At 71.0% G+C, this 25,685-nt stretch carries 23 protein-coding genes; 10 read left to right on the top strand and 13 right to left on the bottom strand.

Features of this window, described 5'->3' with window-relative positions:
* Positions 1 to 53: 53 nt before the first annotated feature.
* Positions 54 to 338: a hypothetical protein gene (locus ACFQS2_RS10955; RefSeq protein ID WP_377018611.1), complete on the bottom strand. Its 285-nt coding sequence runs from the start codon at positions 336 to 338 to the stop codon at positions 54 to 56.
* 171 nt (positions 339 to 509) lie between these two features.
* On the opposite strand from ACFQS2_RS10955, the gene ACFQS2_RS10950 reads away from it, so the two are divergent.
* Positions 510 to 1,229: a hypothetical protein gene (locus ACFQS2_RS10950; RefSeq protein ID WP_377018610.1), complete on the top strand. Its 720-nt coding sequence runs from the start codon at positions 510 to 512 to the stop codon at positions 1,227 to 1,229.
* A gap of 127 nt (positions 1,230 to 1,356) precedes the next feature.
* Here the strand turns inward: ACFQS2_RS10950 and ACFQS2_RS10945 are convergent, their stop codons facing one another.
* From ACFQS2_RS10945 to ACFQS2_RS10930, 4 genes are all read right to left on the bottom strand, one after another.
* Positions 1,357 to 1,503, bottom strand: a complete 147-nt coding sequence (locus tag ACFQS2_RS10945; protein WP_377018609.1) for a hypothetical protein — start codon at positions 1,501 to 1,503, stop codon at positions 1,357 to 1,359.
* A 12-nt stretch (positions 1,504 to 1,515) separates the two neighbouring features.
* On the bottom strand, positions 1,516 to 1,704 hold the full coding sequence (locus ACFQS2_RS10940; protein WP_377018608.1) for a hypothetical protein: 189 nt from the start codon (positions 1,702 to 1,704) through the stop codon (positions 1,516 to 1,518).
* Between the two features lie 248 nt (positions 1,705 to 1,952).
* Positions 1,953 to 2,495 (bottom strand): TetR/AcrR family transcriptional regulator, encoded by a 543-nt coding sequence (locus tag ACFQS2_RS10935; RefSeq protein WP_377793789.1) that lies wholly within the window; start codon positions 2,493 to 2,495, stop codon positions 1,953 to 1,955.
* Positions 2,496 to 2,650: 155 nt separating this feature from the next.
* A complete protein-coding gene (locus ACFQS2_RS10930) occupies positions 2,651 to 3,817 on the bottom strand; it encodes an FAD-dependent oxidoreductase (protein WP_377793788.1) in 1,167 nt (388 codons plus the stop codon).
* Between the two features lie 202 nt (positions 3,818 to 4,019).
* On the opposite strand from ACFQS2_RS10930, the gene ACFQS2_RS10925 reads away from it, so the two are divergent.
* The 3 genes from ACFQS2_RS10925 to surE all read left to right on the top strand — a co-directional run bounded on the left by ACFQS2_RS10925 (position 4,020) and on the right by surE (position 7,714).
* Positions 4,020 to 5,549, top strand: a complete 1,530-nt coding sequence (locus ACFQS2_RS10925) for an adenosine deaminase (RefSeq protein WP_377793787.1) — start codon at positions 4,020 to 4,022, stop codon at positions 5,547 to 5,549.
* A 441-nt stretch (positions 5,550 to 5,990) separates the two neighbouring features.
* Entirely contained in the window at positions 5,991 to 6,923 is a 933-nt protein-coding gene (locus ACFQS2_RS10920; RefSeq protein WP_377793786.1) for a PfkB family carbohydrate kinase, read from the top strand.
* A complete protein-coding gene (gene surE / locus ACFQS2_RS10915) occupies positions 6,923 to 7,714 on the top strand; it encodes a 5'/3'-nucleotidase SurE (protein ID WP_377793785.1) in 792 nt (263 codons plus the stop codon). Before ACFQS2_RS10920 ends, surE begins: the two co-directional genes overlap by 1 nt.
* A 23-nt stretch (positions 7,715 to 7,737) precedes the next feature.
* Here the strand turns inward: surE and ACFQS2_RS10910 are convergent, their stop codons facing one another.
* On the bottom strand, positions 7,738 to 8,724 hold the full coding sequence (locus tag ACFQS2_RS10910; protein ID WP_377793817.1) for a LacI family DNA-binding transcriptional regulator: 987 nt from the start codon (positions 8,722 to 8,724) through the stop codon (positions 7,738 to 7,740).
* Positions 8,725 to 8,880: 156 nt separating this feature from the next.
* Between ACFQS2_RS10910 and ACFQS2_RS10905 the strand changes: the two genes are divergently transcribed.
* The 4 genes from ACFQS2_RS10905 to ACFQS2_RS10890 all read left to right on the top strand — a co-directional run bounded on the left by ACFQS2_RS10905 (position 8,881) and on the right by ACFQS2_RS10890 (position 14,257).
* On the top strand, positions 8,881 to 10,959 hold the full coding sequence (locus tag ACFQS2_RS10905; RefSeq protein WP_377793784.1) for a glycoside hydrolase family 127 protein: 2,079 nt from the start codon (positions 8,881 to 8,883) through the stop codon (positions 10,957 to 10,959).
* Positions 10,956 to 12,281 carry an extracellular solute-binding protein gene (locus ACFQS2_RS10900; RefSeq protein WP_377793783.1) on the top strand — a complete coding sequence of 442 codons (1,326 nt, stop codon included), beginning with the start codon at positions 10,956 to 10,958 and terminating at the stop codon, positions 12,279 to 12,281. The genes ACFQS2_RS10905 and ACFQS2_RS10900 overlap by 4 nt, the downstream gene beginning before the upstream one ends.
* Before the next feature lie 9 nt (positions 12,282 to 12,290).
* A complete protein-coding gene (locus tag ACFQS2_RS10895) occupies positions 12,291 to 13,256 on the top strand; it encodes a carbohydrate ABC transporter permease (RefSeq protein ID WP_377018599.1) in 966 nt (321 codons plus the stop codon).
* A 185-nt stretch (positions 13,257 to 13,441) separates the two neighbouring features.
* Entirely contained in the window at positions 13,442 to 14,257 is an 816-nt protein-coding gene (locus ACFQS2_RS10890; protein ID WP_377018597.1) for a carbohydrate ABC transporter permease, read from the top strand.
* Between the two features lie 319 nt (positions 14,258 to 14,576).
* On the opposite strand, the gene ACFQS2_RS10885 is transcribed toward ACFQS2_RS10890, so the two are convergent.
* The gene (locus ACFQS2_RS10885) at positions 14,577 to 15,419 is read right to left on the bottom strand and encodes a class I SAM-dependent methyltransferase (RefSeq protein WP_377793782.1); all 843 of its coding nucleotides are present in this window, start codon (positions 15,417 to 15,419) and stop codon (positions 14,577 to 14,579) included.
* A gap of 216 nt (positions 15,420 to 15,635) precedes the next feature.
* Here ACFQS2_RS10885 and ACFQS2_RS10880 point away from each other — a divergent pair, with 216 nt between their 5' ends.
* Complete coding sequence (locus ACFQS2_RS10880) at positions 15,636 to 16,559, top strand: helix-turn-helix transcriptional regulator (protein ID WP_377793781.1); 924 nt, start codon at positions 15,636 to 15,638, stop codon at positions 16,557 to 16,559.
* Between the two features lie 84 nt (positions 16,560 to 16,643).
* Here ACFQS2_RS10880 and ACFQS2_RS10875 read toward each other — a convergent pair whose 3' ends face one another.
* The 5 genes from ACFQS2_RS10875 to ACFQS2_RS10855 all read right to left on the bottom strand — a co-directional run bounded on the left by ACFQS2_RS10875 (position 16,644) and on the right by ACFQS2_RS10855 (position 21,895).
* Positions 16,644 to 17,945, bottom strand: coding sequence for a glycosyltransferase family 4 protein (locus ACFQS2_RS10875; RefSeq protein WP_377793780.1), 1,302 nt, complete (start codon positions 17,943 to 17,945; stop codon positions 16,644 to 16,646).
* The gene (locus tag ACFQS2_RS10870; protein ID WP_377793779.1) at positions 17,942 to 18,532 is read right to left on the bottom strand and encodes a PRC-barrel domain-containing protein; all 591 of its coding nucleotides are present in this window, start codon (positions 18,530 to 18,532) and stop codon (positions 17,942 to 17,944) included. The genes ACFQS2_RS10875 and ACFQS2_RS10870 overlap by 4 nt, the downstream gene beginning before the upstream one ends.
* 59 nt (positions 18,533 to 18,591) lie before the next feature.
* The gene (locus tag ACFQS2_RS10865; protein WP_377018587.1) at positions 18,592 to 19,284 is read right to left on the bottom strand and encodes a TetR/AcrR family transcriptional regulator; all 693 of its coding nucleotides are present in this window, start codon (positions 19,282 to 19,284) and stop codon (positions 18,592 to 18,594) included.
* Positions 19,285 to 19,412: 128 nt separating this feature from the next.
* Positions 19,413 to 20,531 (bottom strand): aspartate-semialdehyde dehydrogenase, encoded by a 1,119-nt coding sequence (locus ACFQS2_RS10860; RefSeq protein ID WP_377793778.1) that lies wholly within the window; start codon positions 20,529 to 20,531, stop codon positions 19,413 to 19,415.
* Positions 20,528 to 21,895, bottom strand: a complete 1,368-nt coding sequence (locus ACFQS2_RS10855; RefSeq protein WP_377793777.1) for an aspartate kinase — start codon at positions 21,893 to 21,895, stop codon at positions 20,528 to 20,530. The genes ACFQS2_RS10860 and ACFQS2_RS10855 overlap by 4 nt, the downstream gene beginning before the upstream one ends.
* A gap of 758 nt (positions 21,896 to 22,653) precedes the next feature.
* Here ACFQS2_RS10855 and ACFQS2_RS10850 point away from each other — a divergent pair.
* Positions 22,654 to 23,598, top strand: coding sequence for a hypothetical protein (locus ACFQS2_RS10850; protein ID WP_377018583.1), 945 nt, complete (start codon positions 22,654 to 22,656; stop codon positions 23,596 to 23,598).
* A gap of 313 nt (positions 23,599 to 23,911) precedes the next feature.
* Here the strand turns inward: ACFQS2_RS10850 and ACFQS2_RS10845 are convergent, their stop codons facing one another.
* A complete protein-coding gene (locus tag ACFQS2_RS10845) occupies positions 23,912 to 25,498 on the bottom strand; it encodes a mannitol dehydrogenase family protein (RefSeq protein WP_377018582.1) in 1,587 nt (528 codons plus the stop codon).
* Between the last annotated feature and the right edge of the window lie 187 nt (positions 25,499 to 25,685).

The raw sequence follows: 25,685 nt of genomic DNA, 5'->3' as shown, positions 1-25,685 counted from the left end.
GGTCGCAGCCACGACACCCGGTGCCGGCACCCACGTTACGAAGAGACCTCAGACTACTCGTGCTGGGTCCAATCCGACGTGTAGCCGTCGTTCTGGGCTCCGTCCCGGTCGGAGGCGACCGAGGTGCACACCAGCTCCACACCGATGGTCTCGGCAGCGGGATCGGTGAAATCGACCCGCAGCTCGGGCTCGGGGTCGCGGAACTGGCGGGAATCCAGCAGGGAGAAGCGGGCCAGAGAGCCGATGACGAAGCCGGTGGTGACAGGCGGCGACGGCCGTGCGGCGTGGCCGGGACGGATGCCGGGATAGGGCCTCCCGAGCCGGTGTCGTTGTGGCAACGTGACGTCGCAGTGAAGCATCAGGTGGTGACCCACCGATAAATTCAGGCGGCCGAGTCCCGCTGGCCTGACGGCCGCGGGAACTAAGCGCCCGCGCAGGTGAAGGGCCCCCATACGTGCGGGCGACTTACCCTGTCGTGCGAGGTTCTGAGAGTCTCGTAGCCTGCGGACATGACCTTCGCCGGGATTCTCGCGTTCTTCGGGCTGGCCGTGGTCACGGTGGACGTGCTGGGCGGCGTGATCGCGATCAGCGTGCTGCTGCGCGGAGGTCGCCTGCGCCATCTGCTGGCTTTCCACGGCGGCTACGCCACGGTGATCATCGCCGCCACCCTTTTCCTGCACCCGCTGCTGACGCTGCTGGAGCGCTGGCTGCGGCCGGTCCTGGAATCCAGCGACGCGATCGGGGCGATCGAGGTCGTGGCCGGCCTCGCTCTCGCGGGCTTCGCCGTGCACCAGGCGCGCGAGGCCGGGCGGCCGCCCACGCCGCACGGCCCGCTGCAGAACCGCAGCTCCCCGCAGCGCCTGGGCGCCGTGCCGCTGGTCATGGCCGGCGTCGCGTTCGCGGGCACCGCCCTGGCCGACCCGGGCTTCGCGATCTCCGTGGGCATGGCGGCCCAGGAGCCGCGGCTGGCGGTGCGCGCGCTGCTGCTGGTGCTGTGGAACCTCGTCTACCAGGCTCCGCTGGTGGCGGTCACGATCGCCGCAGCCGTCGGTCGGCACGAACGCTTCGCGGAGCGGGTGATGGAGCTGATCGGGCCGCGCCGCCAGTTGCTGCAGGGCGCGCTGGCGGCCGTACTCTCGGCCGGCGCCCTGGCCGTGCTCGGGGACGGGATGTTCGCGTTGCTGGGCGAGCACGTGCCGTGGCTGCGCCAGCTGATCCTGCTGCGGTGAGGCCGGGCGTCGCCGCGGTCGTCCCGTGTCACCACAGGCGGGCCGGCCGGTTTCGCTCCGTGCGCCGATTCCGCGGGGGCCGAGGTGCCTGACTCCGCGCGCGCCATCGCCGCCGGGTCGACCCGTCTCACTCGGCGCGCGCCATTTCCGCCGGGGACTCGGTGGAGTCACCGATGCTGCGCAGCCGGTACTTCTCGCGCTGGCCGTAGGCGACCTGCCGCACGGACTCGTCGGACTCGAAGCTGGAGCCGACCGCGCCGGCGAGCACGCCCATGGTCGAGAAGCCCTAAGCCAGCGACATGTACGTGCCCAATGCGGCCTTGTGTATGAGCGTGGTCTCCAAGTACTCCTGGGGCACCAGGAACCACGCCACGTCGAGGTTCAGCACGAACAGGGCCACGTACAAGGTGGCCACGCTGATCGTGACCGTGATCAGAGTGGTCAGGCGCGCCGACGGTACAGACGCGTATGCCACCAGGTCAGCACAGAGATCCTGGCGAGGCGTCGCGGCCCTGCTATGCGCTCGGCATTCGCTCGCGATCGTGGCATGGGCAACGAGCGGGCGCACCCGATATCCGTCGTCGGACCACACGGTGGTGACCGCCGCCGGCAGCTATCGCCACCCCTGTCTCAGGCCTTCCGAGGCTCAGGGTCACCTGGCTCAGGGATGGGCAGGGCCAGGGTCACGGGGCTCCGGGCCGCTCCCGGCCCAAGTCACGGGGCTCAAGGCAGCTCGAGTACCCGGACCACCGACGCGGCGATCTCCTCGGCAGGGATGCGCTGCTGTTCCGGACAGGTCACGTTCAACAGCAACAGCCCGTCGACCAGGGCGAGCACGTCGCGGGCGCGGCGTTGCGCCTCGGCATCCGAGGCCGCGGGGAACAGGGCCGCGACGCGTTGGATGACGCGGGCATTGCCCTCCGCCATGGCGCGCTGGATCTCTGGACGTCGCGCGGCCTCCAGCACCAGCTCGTAGCGGGCGAGAGTGCGGCGCCGGCCGGCTCCGTGCAGCGCGTCGTGGAGGATGGCCACGAGTTGCTGGTGCTGGTCGCTGCCGTCCAGCGCCCAGACGTCGAGCTCGGCCAGTCGGGGCACGGCCGCGGCGAGAAGGGCCGCGCGGGTGCGGAAGTAGTAGGAGGTCGAGCCCGTCGGCAGCCCCGCCACCTCGTCGACCGCCCGATGGGTCAGGCCCCGGCTCCCGCGCTCGGCGAGGACGTCGATGACCGCGTCCGCGATCCGTTCCCGGCGCTCATCCACAGCCGACATGGCCCCTCCTCTCTCGTGCTCGCCCTTGCCACGCATGCCAGATCCTCCGCTCTCGGTGCCTACTCGGAGCAACTCGGTTCCGAGAGGTTCCACCTGGTGGGACCTTTTGGGAACCTACCCCGCTGAGCGGTCCGGTTCCGCGGGGAGGCGGCGCCTCAGATCGGCCGGCGGAGGTCCTTGATCAGCGGGCCGACGACCTGCTCCATGGTGGCGTGGCGCAGGGCCTGGTCGCGGGCCCAGGCCGCGACCGGTGAGCGGACGAACATCAGCGTCGCCAGCCGGCGCGACTGAGTCTGGGCGCCCTCGACCCGCCGGCGCCGTCGGCGTTCGTAGAGCTCCAGCGCCTTGGCCACGTACGTCTCGTCAGTGCGGGAGAGCTCGTCGGCCAGGGCGGCGGCGGATTCCAGTGCCATGGACGCTCCGATGCCGGCGGTGGGCAGGAACGCGGCGGCCGCGTCGCCGACCAGGGCGATGCGGCCGTCGGTCCAAAGCGGTGAGCGCACGTCGGCCATGCGCCATAGGAACAGCGGCTCGTCGTCGGCCGGGAGGTCGGCGAGGTAGCGGTCGACTGGCACGCCGTAGGGCCGAAGCAGAGAGGCGAGGCGGGCGGCGCGGCCGGCCCCGTCGGCGCGGCCGACCCCGTCGGCCGCATCGCCGCGGAGCGTCTCCAGCGGCGCCCCGGCGATGACGCACAGTCGGTCGCGGCTGGGGTAGGTGCCCAGGAAGCTGCCGGCGCCCCAGCGCTCGGTGGTCTCCCCCGGGGCCGCCAGGTCGGCATCGGCCCACCACACGTAGCAGCCCCAGCCGGTGTCGTGGTCGGGTATCCGCCGGCCGAGCATCAGCTCGCGCACCCGGGAGTGAATCCCGTCGGCGCCGACGACGAGGTCGAAGCTCGCCTCGGTGCCATCGCTCAGCTCGGTCTCGACCTGGTCGCCGCGCGGGGTGAGGCGCTCGATGCTGACCCCGTCGCGGAGGTCGAGCTCGTCGGCGGCGCCGCGCAGGATGCCCAGCAGGTCGCCGCGGTCGATGATGCCGAGGTGGCCGTACTCGGCGATGCTCTCGGGCATCGACGAGGAGGTCAGTTCGGTGCCGGCCCCGTCCCGCGCGACGTAGCGGCTCATCGGTTCGCTGCGTTCGGCGAAGGCGTCGTGGACGCCGAGGGCGTGGAAGACGCGGCTGCCGTGCGGCCACAGCGCGAGACCGTAGCCGAGGTGGGCGTCCTCATTGCGGCGGTCGATCACCGTCGGCGACTCGCCCTGGCGCTGCAGCAGCGCCGCGAGCGTCAGGCCGGCGATGCCGGCGCCCACGATCAAGATCCGCATGGTCCATCCTCCGTACGCCACTCACTCCCTACAGATGTAGAGACACTACATCTGTAGAGCGCTGCTGGAAAGGCCACCCGGGTTCTCGCATATCCGCGCCCGAACCACTGTCGCCCCCGTCATCGAGGAGAGCGCGACGTGAGGTGTACGGATAACTTTTATCCTGACGCATCGTGGCGCCCGGGCGACGGAAAGGACCTATGTGAACGCGCATCACTCGATCGGCACCGATCCGGACGGCACCGCCCGCACGCAGTGGCTGCTGCCCATCAACCCGGCCGCCCATCTCGAGCACCAACCCGGTGACTGGCTCGAGAGGCGCGATGCCACCGCCGTGTGGGAGGCGATCGCACGGTCGCAGCCGGTCGAGCGGTGGTGCCTGCGCAGCGGGTTCCGCACGATGCAGATCGGCGACCTGATCTGGGCCTACCTCTCCCGGCGACAGGAGATATGTGCCGTCGGGGTCGTGCGGGACGTTGCCCATGAGGAGGGCGGCTGGTTCGTGCATGTCGACTGGGACGAGGCCCGCACTGCTCGCCTGTGTCGCGACCCCGTGCCGCGCAGTTCTTTCGAGCAGGTGCCGATGTCGACGTGCCGGGCCGACGCCCACGCCGCCGAGGTCCTGTCGCAGCAGTACAAGAACACAGGCTCGGCATATCCTGCCCTGATGCACCTCCACGCCGATGACGTCCGGTCCCTGCCCAAGGTCGCCCTGCACGACCACCTCGACGGCGGCCTGCGCCCCGAGACCGTGCTCGAGCTGTGCCGCGACCACGACATCGACCCGCCCGGTCAGAGCGCGGAGGAGATCGCCGAGTGGTTCCGCGCCACCGCCGATTCCGGCTCCCTGCCGGCCTACCTCTCCACCTTCGAGCGCACCCTCGCCCTCATGCAGACGGCTCCCGAGCTGCGCCGCATCGCCCGCGAATTCGTGGAGGACATGGCCGCCGACGGGGTCGTCTACGCCGAGACTCGGTGGGCTCCCCACCAGCACACCGGCGCCGGGCTCACCCTCGATGAGGCGGTCCAGGCCGTCCAGGACGGGCTCGACGAGGGCGTGGCGGCTGCCGCGGCCGGCGGGCACCGGATCGTCGTCGGCCAGCTGCTGGCCTACCTCCGTCACCTCGAGCCCAGCGATGACCTGGTCGAGATCGCCCGCGCCCGTCGCGATTCCGGCGTGGTGGGCATCGACCTCGCCGGGCCCGAAGCCGGTTTCCCTGCGAGCCGGTTCCGCGCCCAGTTCGACCTCGCCCGGCGCCACGGGGTGCGGGTGACGATCCACGCCGGCGAGGCCGACAGGCCCGCCTCGATCGCCGACGCACTGGACTGCGGGGCCGAGCGGATCGGGCACGGCGTGCGGCTGATCGAGGACATCTCCGATGACGAGCTCGGGCCGACCGCCGCCCGCATCCACCGCGAGCAGGTCTGCCTCGAGGTGTGCCCGAGCTCGAATCTGCAGACCGGCGCGGCGACCGATCTCGCTGGCCACCCTGTCGGTCCCCTGCACCAGCACGGCTTCGCGGTGGCGATCAGCTCGGACAACCGGCTGATGAGCCGCACCAGCACCTCCCGGGAGATGGCGATCTCCGCGAGCACCTTCGACTGGAGCCTCGAGGAGCTGGAGCAGATCGTGCTGACGGGCCTGGATGCGGGCTTCGCCCCCGCGGAGCAGCGGCGGGAGCTGCGCGAGGAGGTCGTGCTGCCGGCCTTCCGTGCCGCGCGGGAGGAATAGGCGCGCGGGAGGGGTAGGCGCGCGGCGCACGGAACAGGCGCGCTCGCTGCAGCGCGGGGCGGCGGGCCGACTCCTGCTGAACGGTACTCACACGACCAGGCGCGGCCATATATGCCGCGTCGGGACGCTGGAGTACCGCCGAGCAGGTCGAAACCGGTTCTCGCCCAACTCTCCTCCGCCGGCGCGGCGGGCGCTGGCACGAACCTGTAGCTGACCGACCCGTGCCCTTCTCTCAGAGGGGTCGCGTGCCGCTGTGCTACACCTTCGTGCCAGATGCCCGATGCCACCCGGGTCCCACTTTCTTGCCAGGTGCCCGATGCCACCCGTGCCCCACCCGACGCAGGCACCGACCGACCACTCGGACCAACCGTTCCCCTGCGCGTTCCCGCCACGTACCCTGCGGTGCCAGCGACCCGGACAGGTCGACGGAAGGAAGCGCACATGGGACACGTCGTCGTCTTCGCGCCCGCACCCGTGCTCACCGTGACGGTGGAGGGGCAGCACGGGGAGCCGGAGATCCACATCCACGCCGGTGGTCAGGGAACCTGGCATGCACGGATGCTGCGCGCCCTCGGCGTCGAGGTGACGATGTGCTCCGTGATCGCCGGCGAGACCGGCCGCCTGCTTCGCCACCTGATCGACGATGAAGGGATCGAGCTGCTCGCCGTCGACGGCAGCGCGCACAACGGCGCCTACATCCACGACCGCCGCGACGGCGAACGGGTGAGCATCGCCGAGGCCGGCGGAGACCGGATCACCCGCCACGACCTCGACGAGCTCTACGGCCTCACCCTCAAGGCCGGCATGGACGCCGGGACCGTGATGCTCAGCGGCGCGGTGAGGGAGGACATCGTGCCCGCGACGATCTACCGCAGACTCGCCTCCGACCTGAACACCGTGGGCTGCCAGGTGATCGCCGACCTCTCGGGGCAGCGGCTGAGCATGGCACTCGCCGGCGGGCTCAGCGTCGTCAAGACCGCCCACGATGAGCTGGAGGCCGACGGGCGCGCCGCGAGCACCGACGTGCCCGAGCTGGTCCGCGCGATGCAGCAGCTGACGTCGGAAGGGGCCTCCCATGCGATCGTCACCCGCGCGGACGAGCCCACCTTGCTGCTGTCGGACGGGGAGCTGAGCGAGGTGCAGATGCCCACGCTCGAGGTCGTGGACACCCACGGCGGCGGCGACTCGCTCACCGCCGGGGTCGCGGCCGCGATGGCCGACGGAGCCGACTTCCAGGAGGCCGTGACGCTGGGCGCGGCCGCCGGGGCCCTGAACGTCACCCGTCACGGACTGGGCTCGGGCACCCGCGAGACCGTCCACCGGCTGCGGGAGCTGGTGAGCATCCGCCCCCTCGACTCCGTGGGAGACGAGTAATGGAGCGGGCGCTCACGGCGCTCGTCACCAACGACGACGGCATCGACTCCCCGGGGCTCCACCGCCTCGCGCAGGCCGCCCTCGACGCGGGGCTCGAACTCCTCATCGCCGCCCCCGCCTCCGAGGCCAGCGGCAGCAGCGCCTCCATCACGGTGGCGCAGGAGGACGGCCGCATCCTGTACGAGCGACGCGAACTCGCCGGTCTCGACGGTGTGACCGCCTTCGCCGTGGAGGCCGGCCCCGGGCTCATCACGCTCCTCGCCGGCCATGGCACCTTCGGGCCGACGCCGGATCTGGTCCTCTCCGGCATCAACCGCGGCATCAACGTCGGCCAGGTCGTCCTCCACTCGGGAACGGTGGGGGCCGCCCTGACCGGAGGCGTCAACGGGCTGAGAGCGCTGGCCGTCTCGCAGGAAGCGCCCACGGAGTCCGAGGAGCTGGACTGGACGGCGGCGTCCGCCCTGGCCCGGCAGGTCATCCCCCGCCTCGCCGAGCAGCCCCGCGGCACCGTCCTGAACCTCAACGTGCCGATCGTCGCCGGGGATACCGTTCCCGAGCTCCGGGCGGCGACCCTGGCCGAGTTCGGCGTCGCCCAGACCACGGCGACCGAGAGGGACGAGGGGTCCGACGACCATGTCCGTCTGGCCGTGTCCTCGCCCTCCGCTCGGCCGCGTCCGGGCAGTGACGCGGCCCTGCTGGCGGACGGCTATGCCACTCTCACCGCCATCCGCTCCATCACCGAGGACCCCGCTGTGCCGCTCGAGGACCTGGTCAGCCGAAGCCGCGGATAGCGGCGTGGCGGCACACGCCGCCCTCACAGACTCGAGCCGCGCACCTCCAGGCGGGGCGTGAGGACCTGGCGCCGGGGCGGCTCGTCCTCGCCCTCGACCAGGTCCAGCAGGGTGCGGCCGGCCAGCCGACCCAGCTCCGTCAGCCCCATGTCGACGGTGGTCAGCGGGGGCCGGGAGGCCAGCGCCATCACGTCCCAGTTGTCGAAGCCGGTCACCCGCACCTGCGCGGGGACATCGATGCCCCTCTCGCGCAGCCGGTCGGTGACCCCGCGGGCGATCTGGTCGGAGCCGCAGGAGAAGCCGTCCACGTCGGGATGGGAGGCCAGCAGCATGTCCACCGCGTTGCGGCCCCACTCCTCGGACCAGTGCCCGAACAGCGGCGGCGCGATCAGGGACTCCCCCAGCGACTCGGCCACCGCGACCGCGCGGGAGGAGGCGGAGTGGTGGCGCTGCGGCCCGGTGACGTGGACGATGCGGCGCGAGCCCATCGAGGCCAGGTGCTCGGCGGCCATCGCCGCGCCGGCCCCCTCGTCGGCCACCACCGCGAAGTCCTCGGGGTCATCGGACGGCGAGAAGGCGTAGACCGTCGGCAGATCCAGGCCGATCGAGGGCCGCGGATCGGTGGTGCGGCCGGTGATGATCAGGCCGTCCACCCGCCGCTCCTGGAGGGACTGCAGGTAGTGGCGCTCGCGCAGCACATCGTCCCGGGTGTCGCACAGGATGATCGCCATCTTCCCGGCGGCCAGCGCATCCTCCACGCCCATCAGCAGCGGGATCGTGAAGCGCCCGAAGCTGTCCGTGGTCAGCAGGCCCACGGTGTACGTGCGGGTATCGGCCGGGCCGCGGCCGTTGGCCCCGATCACGAAGCCGAGCTCGGAGGCCGCCTCCTTGACCCGCGCCCGGGTGTCCGCCCGCAGCTGTCCCGTCTCGTTCAGCGCCTTCGAGGCGGTGCTGACCGAGACCCCGGCGAGCGCGGCGACATCGGCGATGCGCGGCATCGGCTTCGACATGTTCTTCACGTGACCTCCTGGCGTGCTCCCGGGCTCCGCCGGGGTCGGCGGGGTGGACGGCGGGGTTGTGGCACCGCGGGAACGCGTGCCATTATCTCCACAGAAACGCGATTTCCGCACTTTCCGCAACGACGCACACAGTGAGGCTCGTCCCAGATGACCCATGCATCGACCTCCGCGCCCGCCCCCGCGAGCGGCTCCGGCCCCGCCGACGGCGCATCCCCGACCGGTGACCGCCAGGCGCACGACGCTCCCCCCTCCGAGTCGCTGACCTCCGGTTCCGCCGGGAGACACCTCGCCGCCCCCGCCGTCCCGACCGACTCGGCCCGTGCCGTGCTGCGTCCCCTCAGCCCGGGCGCCGCCCGCATCACCGGCGGCTTCTGGCACACCCGCCAGCAGCGCAACCGCACGGCAGCGCTGCGGTCGGGCTACGAACAGCTCGAGGCCTCGGGAACGTTCCGCAACTTCCGGATCGTCGCCGGGACCGAGCAGGGCGAGGCCTCGGGGATGATCTTCCAGGACTCCGACGTCTACAAGTGGCTCGAGGCCGTCGCCTTCGAGCTGGGCCGCGAGGACGACGAGGCCCTGCGCGCGATGGCCCGCGAGGTGACCGCGCTGATCGCCTCTGCCCAGCAGGAGGACGGCTACCTCAACGCCGTCCACACCCTGCGCCACTCCCCCGCCGAGCGCTACACCAACCTCGCCTGGAACCACGAGCTGTACTGCTACGGCCACCTCATCCAGGCCGCCGTCGCCCTGGCCCGCAACGCCGGCGAGACGGAGCTGCTGGAGGTCGCGCTGCGCATCGTCGACCACCTGCGCACCATCTTCGGCCCCGAGGGGCGAGCGGCGACCGGCGGCCACCCCGTGATCGAGATGGCCCTGGTGGAGCTGTACCGGTACACCGGCCGCGAGGAGATCAAAGAGCTTGCCCGCTTCTTCCTCGACGTGCGCGGGCGCGAGGAGACCTTCCCCGGCGCCCGCCCCGGACCCGGGTACTTCTCCGCCCGGGTCCCGGTGCGGGAGACGACGTCGGTCGAGGGTCACGCCGTGCGCGCCCTGTACCTGTTCGCCGGCGCCACCGACCAGGCCATCGAGGACGGTGACGCCGAGCTTCTGGCCCGCACCGAGGCCGTCTTCGCCGACCTCCTGGCCACCAAGACCTACGTCACCGGCGGCATGGGTGCGCGCTGGGACTTCGAGGCCTTCGGCGACCCGTTCGAGATGACCACCGACCGCGGCTACGCCGAGACCTGCGCCGCCATCGGCGCCATCCAGTGGGCGTGGCGCCTGCTGCTGGCCACCGGCAAGCCGGCCTACGCCGACGCCGTCGAGCGGCTGCTGTACAACGCGTTCCTGGCCGGGGTGTCCCTGACCGGGACCGAGTACTTCTACGTCAACTCCCTTCAGCTGCGCGAGGGCGCGCTGGCCGACGAGGGCCGCTCGATCGCCCACGGCCGCCGCGGCTGGTTCGACTGCGCCTGCTGCCCGCCCAACATCATGCGCACGTTCGCGAGCCTGGATCACCTGGTGGCGACGGCCGCGTCCGACGGCCTGCAGATCCACCAGTACGCCACCGGCACCTGGAGCACCGGGGCGGGGGCGGCCGGCGGCTCGGACGAGCTGCGCGTCTCGGTCACCACCGAGTACCCCTACGACGGCCTGGTCCGTCTGCACATCGACGCGGCTCCGGGCTCGGCCCGTCGGCTCACCCTGCGGATCCCGCCGTTCTCCCGCGGCGCCGCGCGGCTGACGCTGCGCGGCCAGGACGTCCAGGTCCCCGGCGACGCCGAGCAGGTCGAGCTCGTTGAGGTCTTCTCTCCCGGCGACGAGCTGGAGCTGCAGCTGGATCTGACCCCGCGCTTCGTCGGCGCCCATCACCGCCTGGACGCCTCCCGCGGCGCAGTCGCCCTCGAGCGCGGGCCGCTGGTCTACGCCCTGGAGAACGCCGACCAGCCGGACGCGGTCACCGTCGACGACGCGGCCGTCGACCCCGCCAAGATCCCGCAGCCCGGCGCTGCGATCGCGGAGCTGGACGGTGCGGTGCCGCTGGCCGTCGACGGCAGCGTCGTCCAGGTCTCCGAGGCCGCTGCGGCCTGGCCCTACCCCGTCCACGGCAGCGCCGACGCCGCCGAGACCCGCACCGCGGCCACGTGGACCGCGATCCCCTACTTCGCGTGGGCCAACCGGGGCGTGGAGCCGATGCGGGTGTGGCTGCCCCTCGAGGAGGAATGATGCTCACCCGGCGCAGTCTCCTCCGCTCGGGGCTCGGCCTCGGCGCCGGCGCGACGGGCCTTGCCGCGCTCGCCGGGTGCGCCGGCAGCCTCCCGCCGACGGACACCTCGGCGCCCGGCTTCGGGGAGGATGCCACCGGCACGGTGACGGTGTGGTGCCGTGCGGCGACCCAGACCGCGATCCAGGCCGTCGCCGCCGCCTTCAACGAGGAGCACGAGGATCTCGAGGTCCAGGTCCTGCCGATCCCCGACGCGCAGTACGTCACCAAGCTCGCCACCTCCATCCGCGGCGGCTCGGTGCCGGACCTGGTCGACTTCGACCTGATCAACTGCCCGCTGTTCTACGTGCGCGACGCCTTCGCCGACGTCACCGAGCTGGTCGAGTCCCTGCCGTTCTTCGACCAGCTCTCGGCGGGGCACGTCGGCCTGGTCACCTACCAGGACCGCATCTACGGAGCCCCGTTCGCCGGGGACTATTCCACCCTGTTCGCGAACACCGAGCTGCTGGGGCAGGCGGGTTTCGAGCTCGGCGAGGTCGCCGGCAGCCTGGACTCGCTGATGGAGGCCTGCCAGACGATCAAGCAGGCCCTGCCCGACGTGCACCCATGGTCCTTCCCCGGCAACGCCGCCGGTGCCATGGGCTTCACGATCCAGCCCATGATCTGGGCCGCCGACACGGACCTGCTCACCGGTGAGCTCGGTGAGCAGTCCGGGAACGTGCAAGGCAACGAGACGGTCGAAGCCGTCCTGGAGTTCCACCGCCAGCTGTGGGTCGACGAGCTCGTGCCGCAGCGCAGCTTCGTCGAGGACGGCGCCCAATGGGGCAACGACTACCGCTCCGGCGAGGTCGTCTTCTTCCCCGGCAACTACAGCGTCTGCGTCACCGAGGCCGAGGAGGACTTCCGGCCCATCTCGCAGAACGTGCTGCTGCCGGGGCCCGAGGGCGGCGTGGCCACCTTCTCCGGCGGGGACAACATGTGCATCCTCAACGGCGCCCGCAACCCGTCCGGCGCCTGGCAGTTCCTGCGCTACTGCCTCGAGCTCGAGATGCAGCGCTCGATGCCCGCCTCGGGCTACATGCCCATCCGCTCCGACAGCGCCGACGAGGAGTTCTCCTCGACCTACGAGCAGGCCGTGGTGCCGGTGACCAACCTCGACGAGGGGTACGTGCCCTCCACACTGGCCTACAACCTGCTCTACAACCAGCAGGCCGGGCCATGGCTGGCGATGATCCGTCGGGCGGTGTTCGACGGTGACGTCCCCGGCGCCATGGCCGAGGCCCAGTCCGAGTACGACCGCATCCTCACCCAGACCCAACTCTAGGAGCCCGTGATGTCCGCACTCGACGCCGAGGCGCGGCTGGGACCGACCGGGGCGAGACCCGTGGCCGAGGCGATGCCGCCCCGGCCCCGGCGCCGCCCCAGTTCGCTGACCCACCGCCCGAGAACCGGGATGCTCCTGGTGGCTCCGGCCATCGCCCTGGTCTCGTTCTTCGCCCTGATCCCGATCGTCTTCGCCGCCTACATCTCCTTCACCAACTGGCCGCTGATCGGCGAGTACCGCTTCGTGGGGCTGGCCAACTACACCCAGGCGCTGGCGGACCCGGGGATGTGGAAGGCGCTGCGCTACACGCTGCTGTACACCGCGATCGTGACCCTGCCGATCCTGCTGCTGGGCTACGGCCTGGCCGTGATCGTGCGCGCCAACCGGCCCGGCTCGACGCTGCTGCGCACGATCTTCTTCATCCCCTTCGTGGTGGGCCTGACCACCCTGAGCTACATGCTGGTGCTGGAGGCGCAGCCGAACTCGGGCGTGATCAACCGGATCCTCGCCGGCCTCGGCATCACCGACGGCTCCACCGCCTGGCTGCTGGATGGCACCCAGGCCACGATCCTGCTGTCGCTGCTGGTGATCTGGGCGGTGCCCGGGCTGACGATGATCCTGCTGCTCTCGGCCATGCAGGGCATCCCCTCGGAGGTGTACGAGGCGGCCGACATCGACGGGGCCAGTTGGCTGCGCCGGGAGCTGTCGGTGACGGTGCCGATCATCCGCCCGGCCATCGGCATGTCGCTGATCATCTCCGTGATCGGCTCGTTCCTCGCCTTCAACCAGTTCTACATCCTCACCAAGGGCGGCCCGGGCACGGACACCATGACCATCGTCGCCTACATCTACAACCGCGCCTTCGTGGAGATGCAGCTCGGCTCGGCCACGGCGATCTCGCTGATCCTCGTGGTGTTCACGGCGCTGATCACCGCGGCCCAGTTCGTGCTCCTGAGAGGAAGTGACGACCAATGAGCCTCTCGCGGGAACACGCATCCGACGCGCAGGCACCGGCCACCTCCGGCCGGCCATCGTCCGGCGACCCGACACGTGGCCGCCCACCCGCCGGCGGCACGACGAGCAGCCGGCCGTCCGGTGGTGGCACGACGAGTGGACGACCACCGGCCAACCCGGTCTCGGTCACCAAGGATCGCCGCCTGGTGCCCTACATCGTGCTGGGCACCCTGTTCGCCCTGATCTTCACCGTGCCGCTGGCCTGGTCGATCCTGCGGGCCTTCCAGCCCAACGACGTGATCCTCGGGACCCCCGGACTCGGCGAGATGTTCGACCTGACCGGGGAGAACTTCGCGATCTTCCTCTCCGGGGAGGCGACGATGTGGCGCCCGGTGGTCAACTCCATCGTCGTCTCGCTGTCCACCGCGGCGCTGACGGCGGTGGTCGCCACCCTCGGCGGCTACGGGTTCTCGAAGTTCCGCTTCCGCGGGGCACGGCTCGCCTTCAGCCTCATCCTGCTGTCGATGATGGTGCCGTTCCAGGCGATCCTCACCCCGCTGTACCTGCTGATGAACTCCGTGGGACTGACCGATTCGCGGTTCGGGCTGATCCTGTTCTCGACGAACTTCGCCCTGCCCTTCGGCATCTTCGTCATGAAGAACACCTTCGACACCGTGCCCCAGGCGCTCGAGGACTCGGCGATCGTCGACGGCGCCGGAACCGGCCGGATGCTGGTCAGTGTGCTGCGGCCGATGATCCTGCCCGGCATGGCCAGCGCCGCGCTGTACGCGTTCCTGACCTCGTGGACCGAGTTCCTGGGCGCCCTGACGCTGCTGACCACCGAGCGGTACTTCACCCTGCCCGTCGCCCTGCTGAACATCCAGGTGGGTACCTACGGCGAGGTCAACTACGGCCAGCTCGTCGCCGGCGCCGTGATCGCGATGATCCCCTGCGTGATCCTCTACGTCAGCCTGCAGCGGTTCTACGTGAAGGGCCTGGCCGCCGGGGCGGTGAAGGGCTGAGCCGTCGGGCGCGCTGAGCGGCGGGCGGGCTGAGCCGCCGGACCTGGGGCGACGGTGCCGGGACCGGAGCCCCGTGCAGGAGCCGGGCTGCGCGGCGGTTGGCGGGCGCGGGCACCGGGGTGGATCCTGCTGGACGGTACTCACATCGACAGGCGCGGCCATATATGCCGCGCCTGTCCCCTGGAGTACCGCCGAGTCGACATCCGTCCCCCGCCAGTCGGCCCGCCCTCCACCGGCCGGCCCGCCATGCGACTCCGAGGGACCGGACTCCGAGGAACCGGGCCTCGGCACAGACACCGGCGCTGACGGTGCGGTGTTCTCACGGGCGGGTCGCCTGCACGAAGCTCACGCGCCCGGTGCGGTCCTGGATGTGGTCGAGTTCGCGGGCCCGGTCGAATCCGGCCTCGGTGAGGAGGGTGACGATCCCGTTGTCGTCGCCGCCCTCGTTGTCGCCGACGGTGGGCACCGGTGCTCTGCGGGTCGGCAGCACGGCGAGGAGGTGGCGCATCGCGTGAGCCGGTCCGTGGCCGCCCGCGCGGCTGTGCGCATGCCCGGACCCGCCTGCGCGTCCACGGCCGTTGCCACGCGCGGACTCGCTCCCGAGCGCTGAGTGACCCCCGTGCGTGTTCCCACCCCCGTGCTCGGCGTCGGACCCTGGCCCATCGAAGTCGGCGATGGTGATGGTGCCGCCGGGTCTGAGTGCCCGGAGCGCCTCGGCGGCGAAGCGCGCCCGGTCCGCGGCATCGACGTGGTGCAGGGCCAGCGCGGAGACGACGTGGTCCAGTGAGGAGTCCCCCACGGGGAGACGGTCGGCGTATCCCTGGATCAGCGTGAGCGGTAAGCCGCGCCGTCGGGCCTTGCGCGCCGCTCGTCGCAGAGCGGCACCGTCCGGGTCCAGACCCGTGACCCGGGCGCCGTGCTGCCGACCGAGAATCGTGAGGGAGAAGTTGCCGGTGCCGCAGCCCACGTCGAGCATCGACTCCCCGGCTTTGATGCCGGCGAGCTCGGCGCCGCGACGGTGCACTGAGCCGGCGCCGGCCACCTTGGTGATGATGTCGTACATCGGCATCAGCCAGGCGCGGCCGATGCCGGGCAGGAAGGAGCGGTTCCGCTCCCGCGTCGTGCGGTGATCGATGATGCGGACGTCGCGCCGGCTCGTCATCTGGTCTCCTTCGTCTTGTACTGGTACCGCTGCGCGAGTCCCATGGCGGCGTGCCATGCGGGCGCCGTCGATACCCGGGTCGCCGTATGGTGGGCCCAGTCTTTGATGTAAATCGGTCGCCGGACAGCACAGAGGCGAGGCAAGATGGCACATTCTTCGGCCAGCACATCTTCTTCGGCCAGCACATCCCCTGCGCGGCGACGGAGATTGCAGACGGTGCGTCCCGATGGCACACCGGTCTATCGCTTCGACCACCGCGCCGGCGCACCGACGGTGAGCGTGAGCGGCTTCGACCCGGACACCGGCGGCGCGACGCCGGCCGCGACCCCGGTGCCGGCTTCGGACCCGTCCCCGGCCCCGGACCCGGACCCGGACCATCGCCACGCCCACGACTTCTTCGTGCTGCTCTATCTCGAGGAACCCGCGGGACCGCTCCAGACTCAAGGCGGTCCGCCCGCCGTCCGCTCCGGGCAGCTCCACGCGGTGCCGCCGGGCACGGTGGTGGACGCCTCCGACCTCGCAGAAGCATCACGATGCCGCGGAAGCGCCATCGCGTTCACCGCCGATGCCGTCCCGGCGCTGTCACCGCTCTCACCACTGGCCTGGGCGCACCACCCGCTGTTCGCGATGTTCTCCCCCGGCTCCGGAACCGCCTTCGTTCCCGACCGTGACCGCGCCCGCTGGTCGACGTGGATCGGTGACCTCGCCGAGGAGATCACGGCACCGGAGCGTCTGGGGACCCGAGAGGCGGTGAGCGCACTCCTTACCCGCATTCTGGTCGCGGCTGCGCGCCTTTTCCCGGGAGAGGCCTTGACACCTGATCCGCTGGTGGAGCGAGTCTTCGAGGAGATCGAGGCGCACTTCCGCAGACCGGTGACCGTCACCGATGTTGCCGAGTCCATCGGCTACACGCCGGGCCATCTCACCACCGTGGTGCGTGAACGCACCGGCCGGCCCCTGCTCGACTGGATCACCGAACGGCGTATGACCGAGATACGACGCCTGCTCCGGGAGACCGATCTGCCGCTCGGGGCGATCGCCGCGCAGACGGGACTGAGGGACGCGTCGTACCTGGTCAGGCGCTTTCGCGTCCTGTACGGCGTCACCCCGCAGCGCTGGCGCCGCGACCAGCGGGCCTGAGGCTCCGCGGTGTCACTGCGCGACGAGTAGACGACCCCTCAGCGCCACGACAGTGCGATCCCCCCAGCGCCACAACTGCACTTGTCAGCGCGTCACCGGCACCGCCCCGGTCACCGACTCCAGGATCACCAGATACTGCCGCGCCAGCACGTCGTCGTCGGCGTGCTCGGCGACCCATTCGCGGCCGCTGGGGCGCACCCGGGCGCGGGAGCGGTCCTCGGCCAGACCCCGCCACAGGTCCACCAGGGCGTCCTCGTCCTGCGGAGGCAGCACGTCGCCGGCGCGGGCCCGGCGGATCACGTCGGCCGCTTCCCCGGCCAGCAGAGCGGTGATGTGCCGGCCGGTGGCGAGCATCTCGTAGAGCTTGGAGGGCACCGTCCAGGCGAACGGGGCCCAATCGCGCAGGGAGACCACGACCGTGTCCGCCCAGGCGTACTGCTCCCCCACCTCGCGGTGCGGGATGCGCGGCAGCACCGTGACCGGGGCATCGAGCTCATGGGCGAGGGCGGCCAGAGCCGGTGCCTCGATCCCGTGCCCGATCAGCCGCACCTGAATCTCGACCCCGTCGTGATGCAGCCGGGCGGCGGCCCTGACCACCGTCTCCAGCCCTTGGGACCGGCCCATGTTGCCCAGGTAGAGGCACCGCAGCTCGGAGTGGTCGCCGGCTGCGTGGTCACGCTGGGTGGGGACCTGGGAGAGGTCGGTGCCGTTGCGGACCACCTCGACCTTGGTCACGCCCCGCTCGTGCAGCACGTCGGCGAAGCGGGAGGTGGTGGTGACGACGGCGCGTGCGGTGCTCTGCCAGCGGGTGACCTGCTGGTGGACCAGTCCCTTGGCCCGGGCGACGATCCAGCGCACGATACGGCGGGCGAGGCCGGGGTGCGGGGCGTGGGCGGCTTCGGCGGGCAGCGCACCGGCGGGGCCGACGTGGGTGACCAGGTCCGGCCAGGCATCACGCATCTCCACCACCAGCGGGACCCGCCAGCGGGCCGCGAGCAGGTGCCCCACCAGCAGCGTCGGGATGGCGGGGGCGGTCGCGATCACCACGTCGGGGCGAGAAGCAGCCCGGGCGAAGCGACGGCGCACCCGGCGCAGCGCGTCCCCGGCTGCGACGACGTGGTCGACGGTCCGCGAGGCGATGTCCGCCCGGTGCGGGAGGTAGGCGGTGCGCAGCACGGTCTCGCGGTGCATGCCCTTCTCGATGGCGCCGACGCGGTGGGCGCGGCGCTGCTCACGGGTGGGGCGCCCGCCCGGATAGTGCGGCACGGGGGCGGCGACGGTGACGTCGTGCCCCGCCGTCATGAAGCGCTCCACCAGCGCCGACCAGCGGCGTTGCGGGGCCCCGAACTCCGGGGCGTAGTAGTGCGTCAGCACCAGGATCCTCATTCGGCCGGTGCCTCCTCGATCCCCAGGACCCGCGCGGCCTCGCGCAGCATCTCCGGGGTGGCGTGGGCGGTGTCCGGGGCGGTGATGCCCTCCCGGGCGACGTCGGCGTCGACCAGCAGCCATAGGGCCTGCGGGTGGCCGGGGTGCGGCGTCGTCCGGCCGCGACGGCGCCGCGTGGAGCGCTCGCGATCGGCGTCAGGCGCGTTCCCGTCGTCGGAGCGCTCGCCATCGGCGTCGGGCGCGTTCCCGTCGGCCGAGTCCCCGTCGGACCCATCGGCCGGGTTCCCGGCGGACCCGGACCCGTCAGCCGCTTCCGCCTCATCCGGGTGCTCCGCCGGCAGCACGGCGATGGCGGAGGCGGGGATCAGCACGCTGCGGGAGCTGAGCTGGCGCCGCGCCACCGTGATCGCGGCGAGCTCCCCGGTCGCATCCTGCAGATAGATGTCGCGCACGCGGCCCACGGACTCGCCGTCCCTCCCGCGCACGGTCGCACCGGAGAGCGCCTGCAGCCGGGAGCGCGCCGCGAAGCGCTCCCGGGCCAGAGGAGGATTCATGTCCTCGGAATGGCCGGGCAGTGGATCGGTCATCGTCGTCCTCCCCCTATCGGTCGTGACCCCCGTGCACGCACCGCGTTCACCTCTCGCAATCAGCCATCGACATAGTGGCTCACGAAGGCGTGGAGCTCTTCGACGGGATCGATCGCGCTGCGCTGCTGCAGCTCGCGCACCGAATGCTCGCGCATCGCCAGGCTCAGCAGCACCGACAAGATTGATCGCGCCACGAACGCGGGCTCGGCGCCGTCACGCAGCAGCCCCTTCTCCGCGTAGCTGGTCAGCACGGATTCCAGCACGTGCTCGTGCACCAGGCGAAGCCGCGCGATGCGGAAGCGGCCCGGATGGCTGGGATTGACGATCTCCGCAGACAGCGTGGCCAGCAGGCACATCGAGTGCTGGGACGGACTCCAGGGCCCGGTCAGCGCCGCGAGCAGGGCCTTCGGTGAGCCCTGCAGGGCCTCGGTCGAGTCCATGAGGCCCTGTGCGTGGGCCTCGAGACGATCGATGACCGCACCCAGCAGGGTCTCCTTCGAGGAGAAGTGGTGCAGCATCCCTGGATGAGAGATCCCCACGCGACGCGAGATGTCACGCAGGCTGGCCCCGTGATAGCCGCGCTCGGCGAACAGTGCGGACGCGCCATCGAGGATGGCCTCCCGGCGCGCCTGGCCGGGACTGGTCTGCAGGCTGGCCAGTTCCGGGGCGGCGTCGATGACGATTCGCGGGCCGTCGTCGGGTGCCTGCTCTCCGGTGGTCAGGGTGTCGAGTGTACGAAGTGCCACGATCATCGGGCCGACTGGGGCGGCCGGTGCCGCCTGGCCGAAATGTTCGCCCCCAGCACGATCCGAAAACTCGGACGACAGCGGAGCGGGCCCGGTTCCGGGTCCGGGAGGCCCGCTCGCAGCGTCCATGTTCATCAGTTCTTCTCCTCGGCGATCAGCTCGGCGATCTGGATGGCGTTCAGTGCGGCGCCTTTGCGCAGATTATCCGCTACGGCGAACAGGATGAGCCCCTTGCCGCCGGGCACCGACTGATCCTGCCGGATACGTCCGACGAACGTGCCGTCCTGACCAGCCGCCTCGAGCGGATTGGGCAGCTCGACGACGGACACGCCCGGGGCGGCCTCGAGCAGCTCACGGGCGCGCTCGGGGCTGATGGCCTGATCGAACTCGGCGTGGATCGCGACGGCGTGGCCGGTCATCACCGGCACGCGCACGCAGGTCCCGGCCACCGGCAGGTCCGGCAGGTCCAGGATCTTGCGCGACTCGTTGCGGAGCTTCTGCTCCTCGTCGGTCTCGCCGGAGCCGTCCTCGACCAGATTCCCGGCGAGTGCGAGCACGTTGAAGGCGATCGGCTTCGCATAGGCCGACGGCTCACCCAGATCGAGGGCAGACCCGTCCAGGGCCAGCTTCTCCACGTCCTCGGCGCCGGCGCGGACCTGCCCGGCCAGCTCCGCGACGCCGGCCACGCCGGAGCCGGAGACGGCCTGGTAGGTGGCGACCTTCAGCCGCGCCAGGCCCGCCTCATCGTGCAGAGCCTTCAGGGTGGGCATCGCCGCCATCGTGGTGCAGTTGGGGTTGGCGATGATCCCGCGCGGGGCCGACGCGATGGCCTGCGGGTTCACCTCGGAGACGACGAGGGGCACCTCGTCGTCACGGCGCCACGCCGAGGAGTTGTCCACGACGGTGGCGCCGGCCTCGGCGAACCGCGGGGCCAGGGCCTTGGAGGTGGATCCACCGGCCGAGAAGATCGCGATGTCCACGCGGGAGCCCTCGGAGGTGATGTCCGCGGCCTCGGCGTCCTCGACCGTCAGCTCCTGGCCGGCGTACTGCACGGTGGTGCCGGCGCTGCGGGCCGAGGCGAAGGCGCGCACCGCGCTGTGGGGCACGGCCCGCTCGGCGAGCAGGGACAGCATCACGCGGCCCACCTGGCCGGTCGCGCCGACCAGGCCGATGACGGGGCCGTCGGCCCGGTAGCCGGGGGTGGTGGTGAAGTCGGGCGCAGCGGTGGTGGCGGTGGTGTTCTGAGTGCTCATCGTCCGGTCCCTCCGTAGACCACGGCCTCCGTCTGATCGGCGTCGAGGCCGAACGCGGAGTGGATGACCCGCACCGCGTCGTCGAGCCGGGACTGCTCGGTGACCACGGAGATGCGGATCTCCGACGTGGAGATCATGTCGATATTGATGCCCGCATCCCCGAGGGAGCGGAACAGCGTCGCCGAGACGCCGGGGTGGGACTTCATGCCGGCGCCGACGATGCTGACCTTGCCGATCTGGTCGTCGTAGCGCACCTCGGTGTACCCGATGGTCTCACGCGCCGTCTCGATCGCCTCGAGCGCGGCCGGCACGTCGGTCTCCGGCAGGGTCAGGGAGATCGCGACGGTGTCGTCGGTGGTCGAGGAGTTCTGGACGATCATGTCGATGTTCGCGCCGGAGCCGGCGACGACGTCGAACAGCAGCGCGGCCTTGCCCGGGGTGTCGGGCACCTCGACGACGGTGATCTTGCCTTCGCTGCGGTCGTGCGCCACGCCCGAGATGATGGGGGCCTCGAGGCCGGGATCGGCGATGTCGTCCATGGGGAGCTCCTTGGTCGGGTCAGCGGCGTCGCGACGGACGACGTCCGCGCTGCGGATGGTGACGTCGGGGTCGATGGGGATCACGCGGTCGGGGTCGTCGGAGACGATCGTGCCCAGGCGGCCGGAGTAGGAGGAGCGCACATGCAGCGGTACTCCGTAGCGGCGGGCGTACTCCACGCTGCGCACCATGAGGATCTTGGCGCCGTTGGCGGCCAGGTCCAGCATCTCCTCGCAGGAGATGTAGGGGACGCGGCGGGCGGCGGGCACGATGCGGGGGTCCGCGGTGAACACGCCGTCGACGTCGGAGTAGATCTCGCAGACGTCGGCGTCCAGCGCCGCGGCCAGGGAGACGGCCGTGGTGTCCGAGCCGCCGCGGCCCAGGGTGGTGATGTCCTTGGTGGTCTGGGAGACGCCCTGGAAGCCGGCGACGATCGCGACCGACCCCTCGTCCAGGGCCTCCTGGATCCGCCCGGGGGTCACCTTGAGGATGTGCGCCTTGCCGTGGATCTCGTCGGTGATCAGGCCCGCCTGCGAACCGGTGTAGGCGCGGGCATCGACGTCGACGGCGTTCAGCGCCATCGACAGGATCGCCATCGAGATCCGCTCCCCCGAGGTGAGCAGCATGTCCAGCTCACGCGGCGGCGGGTTGGGCGTGACCTGCTGGGCGAGGTCGATCAGCTCATCGGTGCTGTCACCCATCGCGGAGACGACGACCACCACCTTGTGACCCGCCTTGGAGTACAAGGAGATCCTCTGGGCGACGCGCTTGATCGAGTCGGCGTCGGCGACGGAGGATCCCCCGAACTTCTGGACGACCAGGCTCATGGGGAGGGGTTTCCTTCACTGTTGCGGACAGGCGGGACAGTCATGCTGTTCGGGCCGTGGCCGGGTGCCGTGGCGATGCCTCGACAGGTGCCGAGGACGACGCCTCGGCGAGTGCCGGGGCGATGCCTCGGCGGATGCCGGGGCAATGCCTCGGCGGATGCCGGGGCGATGCCGTGGTGGTGCCTCGGCCGCAGGGGGCGCTTCCGCCCTGCCCGCGCCGAGGGAACCTCGCAGGTCATCCGCCTGGCACACCGTGGCACCGAGGTTCCGGTGCCAGGCGCACAAGCCCGCCCGTCAGTCTACGAGGCGCGGCGTCAGGTCGCCCATGACCAAGGCATCTGAGAAGAAAGCCCAGGTAGACGGCAGGGTCGCGACGTGTTCCACCCAACATTGACATGGTCTGGGGAGCCCACCCCCCCTCCCGACAAATCATCCAGACCCCTGCCGCTCCACCAGCCGGGCCCCTGACCCATCTGCCAGGGCCCCTCCCGATCCAGCCGGGCCCACCTCGGTCGAGTCGCGACTTCGCTGCACTTAGACCTTGCTGAACGCACTGAACTCGCGACTCGATCGATCACATCAGGCGGGGAAGCTCACGAGGCCACCTGACCGGTACCGCGTCTCATCACGGTCCATCCCCATGCGGACGCACTGGCTCACCCGCCGAGCCGCTGTGGAGGAACGACCGCCCGACCGTCCGACCAGGGAGTTGTGGATGGCCGGGGCGGCTCCCTTTCTGAGTGGCCCACTCTCAGCCTATGTCTCGCCGACGCTCGCCGCTGCCCCCGTCATTAGCGCCCGGCGTCTTCACCACGGCGGAAGCCAGGGCCGCGGGCGTATCGAGCCGTCGGCTGGCGGCAGATGATCTCATCCGCATCGCACAGGGGCTCTATGCGACGCGCACTGGAAACGTGACGGAGCTCGACGTCGTCGCGGCATGCGCTCGGGGCGCCCCGGGAGTCGTCGGCTGCACGCTCACAGCCGCCCGTCTCTGGGGTTTTCCCATGCCGGAGAGGTCCCCGACATGGGACCTGACAGACCGTCGGTGCTCTGTCCACCTGAGTCGGGAGGGATCCCATCGCAGCACCTCAGGACGTATCCGCTGGAGGGAACTGTCGCTCGGTCCGGAGGATGTGTCATCGCTTCGGGACGTCCCGCTCACCAGTCGGACTCGTACGCTGCTCGATCTTTCCACGGTCTTCTCGCATGCCGCGCTGGTGAGTGTCGGCGATCATCTGGTGAGGATCCCGCGGCCGAAGTTCGAACAACGGTCCGAGCCCTATATAGCTCTCGACGAGTTGGTCATGCTCGCCGAGAGGTACCGCGGACGTGGCGCTGCCCGACTGCGGACGGCTCTCGACCATGTGCGGGTGGGCAGCGACTCGCCCGCCGAGACGAAGCTCCGCCTTGCCGTCATACGCGAGGGCATTCCGGAGCCACAGATCAACGTTGAGATCTTCGCCGGGCCGGTCAGCCTGGGCACCCCGGACCTCTCCTGGGCGCAGTGGCAGGTGTGCCTCGAGCACGAAGGGCCCAGTCATCGGACTCCTCAGCAGCAGGAACGGGACATCGAACGCAGCGAGCGGCGCCGCGACCATGGCTGGGTAGAGATCCAGACGACAGCCCGAGACCTGCGTTCAGAGTGCCACCGCGCGGTCGATCGCATCTCCGAGAACATGCGCCGACAGGGCTGGACCGGTTGAGGCGAGCTCGAGTGCTCCGGCATCGAAGGATCCGGCGCTATCGCGGGCTCCCCACTACTCGGGACCCGGCGCGTGTCGATCCGGCGGTCGGAGACGGCGCCGTACTTCCCCACCGCTGTCCCGGCCTGAGCCCACCGGATGGATACCAGCCCGCGGCCGCAAACGATCCGCGAGTTCAGTGCAGAAAGCGCCCGATAAACGCGCCGAACTCGCGACTCGATCGAGGTACCCCAGAGACCCGGGGCCGGGTGCAAGGCACCGACCAGGGGCACCGGGGCCCCGAGGCGGCGCCGGTGCCGCAGGTGGCCCCTGGTCAGGCGGCGCCTTCGACCAGCTCCGTCAGCAGCGCCCGGGCGCCGCGGGTGCGGAGCACCTCGAGGGCGTGGAGGTAGGGCTCGGTGAACGCCTCGTGCTGGACCAGATCGCCGAAGAGCTCCTCGTCGCGGAGGAAGGCGAGCATGTCCTCGTCATGCTTCGCAGCGGCGGCCATCACGCGGCCGTGGAGGCGGTCGACCACCGGCCACTCCTCCCCGTTCTCGCCCGTGCCCTCGGCGTAGCGGGCCCAGGAGGCGACGATCGCGGCGGTGGCGGTGACGTCGCGCCCGGCCCCGAGGTTCTCGCGGATCACGGGCATCATCCAGGTGGGGATGCGGTCGGAGGATTCGGCGGCGAGGCGGGCGAGGGTGTCCTTGACGTGCTCGTTGGCGAAGCGCTCCATGAGCTCGTCCTTGTAGGCGTCGAGGTCGATGCCCGGCACCTCGGGCACGGTGGGCGTGCCTTCGCGGTCCATGTACAGCCGCCGCGTGAACGGGGCGAGATGCTCGTCGACCGCGGCCTCGTCGGCGTAGGTGTGGCCCAGCAGCAGGCCGAAGTAGGCGATGGCCTGGTGGCTGCAGTTCAGCAGACGCAGCTTCATCAGCTCATAGGGCTCGACGTCCTCGACCATCTGCACGCCCGCCTCCTCGTAGGCGGGGCGGCCGGCGGGGAACTCGTCCTCCAGGACCCACTGGACGAAGTCCTCGCTGACCACGGGCCAGGCATCCTCGATGCCGAAGTCGCTCGAGATCATCTCGATGTCGGCCTCGGAAGTGACCGGCGTGATGCGGTCGACCATGCAGTTGGGGAAGGCGACATGCTCCTCGATCCAGTCGGCGATGGGGGCGCCTTCGTGCAGCCCGTTCTCGTCGCGGCGACGGGCGTAGGCGAGGATCATCCGCTTGGCGAGGTCGCCGTTGCCGCGCACGTTGTCGCAGGACATCACGGTGAACGGCGCGGTACCTGCCTCGCGGCGTCGGCGCAGCGCCTCGACGACGTACCCGAACATAGTGCGGGGATGACCAGCCTGATGGGCGGTGTTCGCCCCGCCCCCGTCAGTCGCCGCGAGCCCGGCGGCCTGGGCTCCGGCGGGATCGAAGCGGGTCCGAAGGTCGGCGGCGACGTCCTCGGTCTCGTACTGGAACTGGCCGGTCGAGGGGTTGTAGTTGTAGCCGCCCTCGGTCACGGTGAGCGAGACGATGCGCACCGCCGGGTCGGTCATCCTCGCCAGCACGGCGTCGGGATCGTCGGGCGCGAAGAGGTACTCGGCGATGGAGCCGATGACACGCGGCTCGCGATGGCCGTCGGGAGCCTTGGTGACCAGGGTGTACAACCCGTCCTGCGCGGTGAGCGCGTCGCGCATGCGGGCATCCCCGGGCAGCAGGCCGACGCCGCAGATCGCCCAGTCACGGTCGCGGCCGGCGCGGAAGAGCTGGTCGAGGTACATCGCCTGATGAGCGCGGTGGAAGCCGCCCACACCGAAGTGGACGATGCCCACCGTGCGGTCCTCGAGCGGATAGTCGGGTACCGCGACCTGACCGCTCGCGGCCAATTCGGGCAGGGCAGAAGCGTTCAGAGCGGTCATGTCTCATCCTTCGTCGGTGAGTGATGTGATGGGGCCGACCCTACCAACGTTCTCGTCAGATGAGCAGTACTGCGCGCTCACCTGATCGAACGGTCCGTGCACCCTCGAGGCGCGGCCGGCCGGCGCGCCGATGGCGCGGCGCCCCTCACTCGCACCCCCGGTACGCGGCCGGGCAAGGCGCCGGCGG

Origin of the sequence: Brachybacterium sp. GCM10030267 (genome assembly GCF_042666875.1) — a bacterium.
Lineage (GTDB): Bacteria > Actinomycetota > Actinomycetes > Actinomycetales > Dermabacteraceae > Brachybacterium.
Note: the sequence above shows the minus strand (reverse complement) of the source record. Positions and strands in the feature narration are given on the sequence as shown.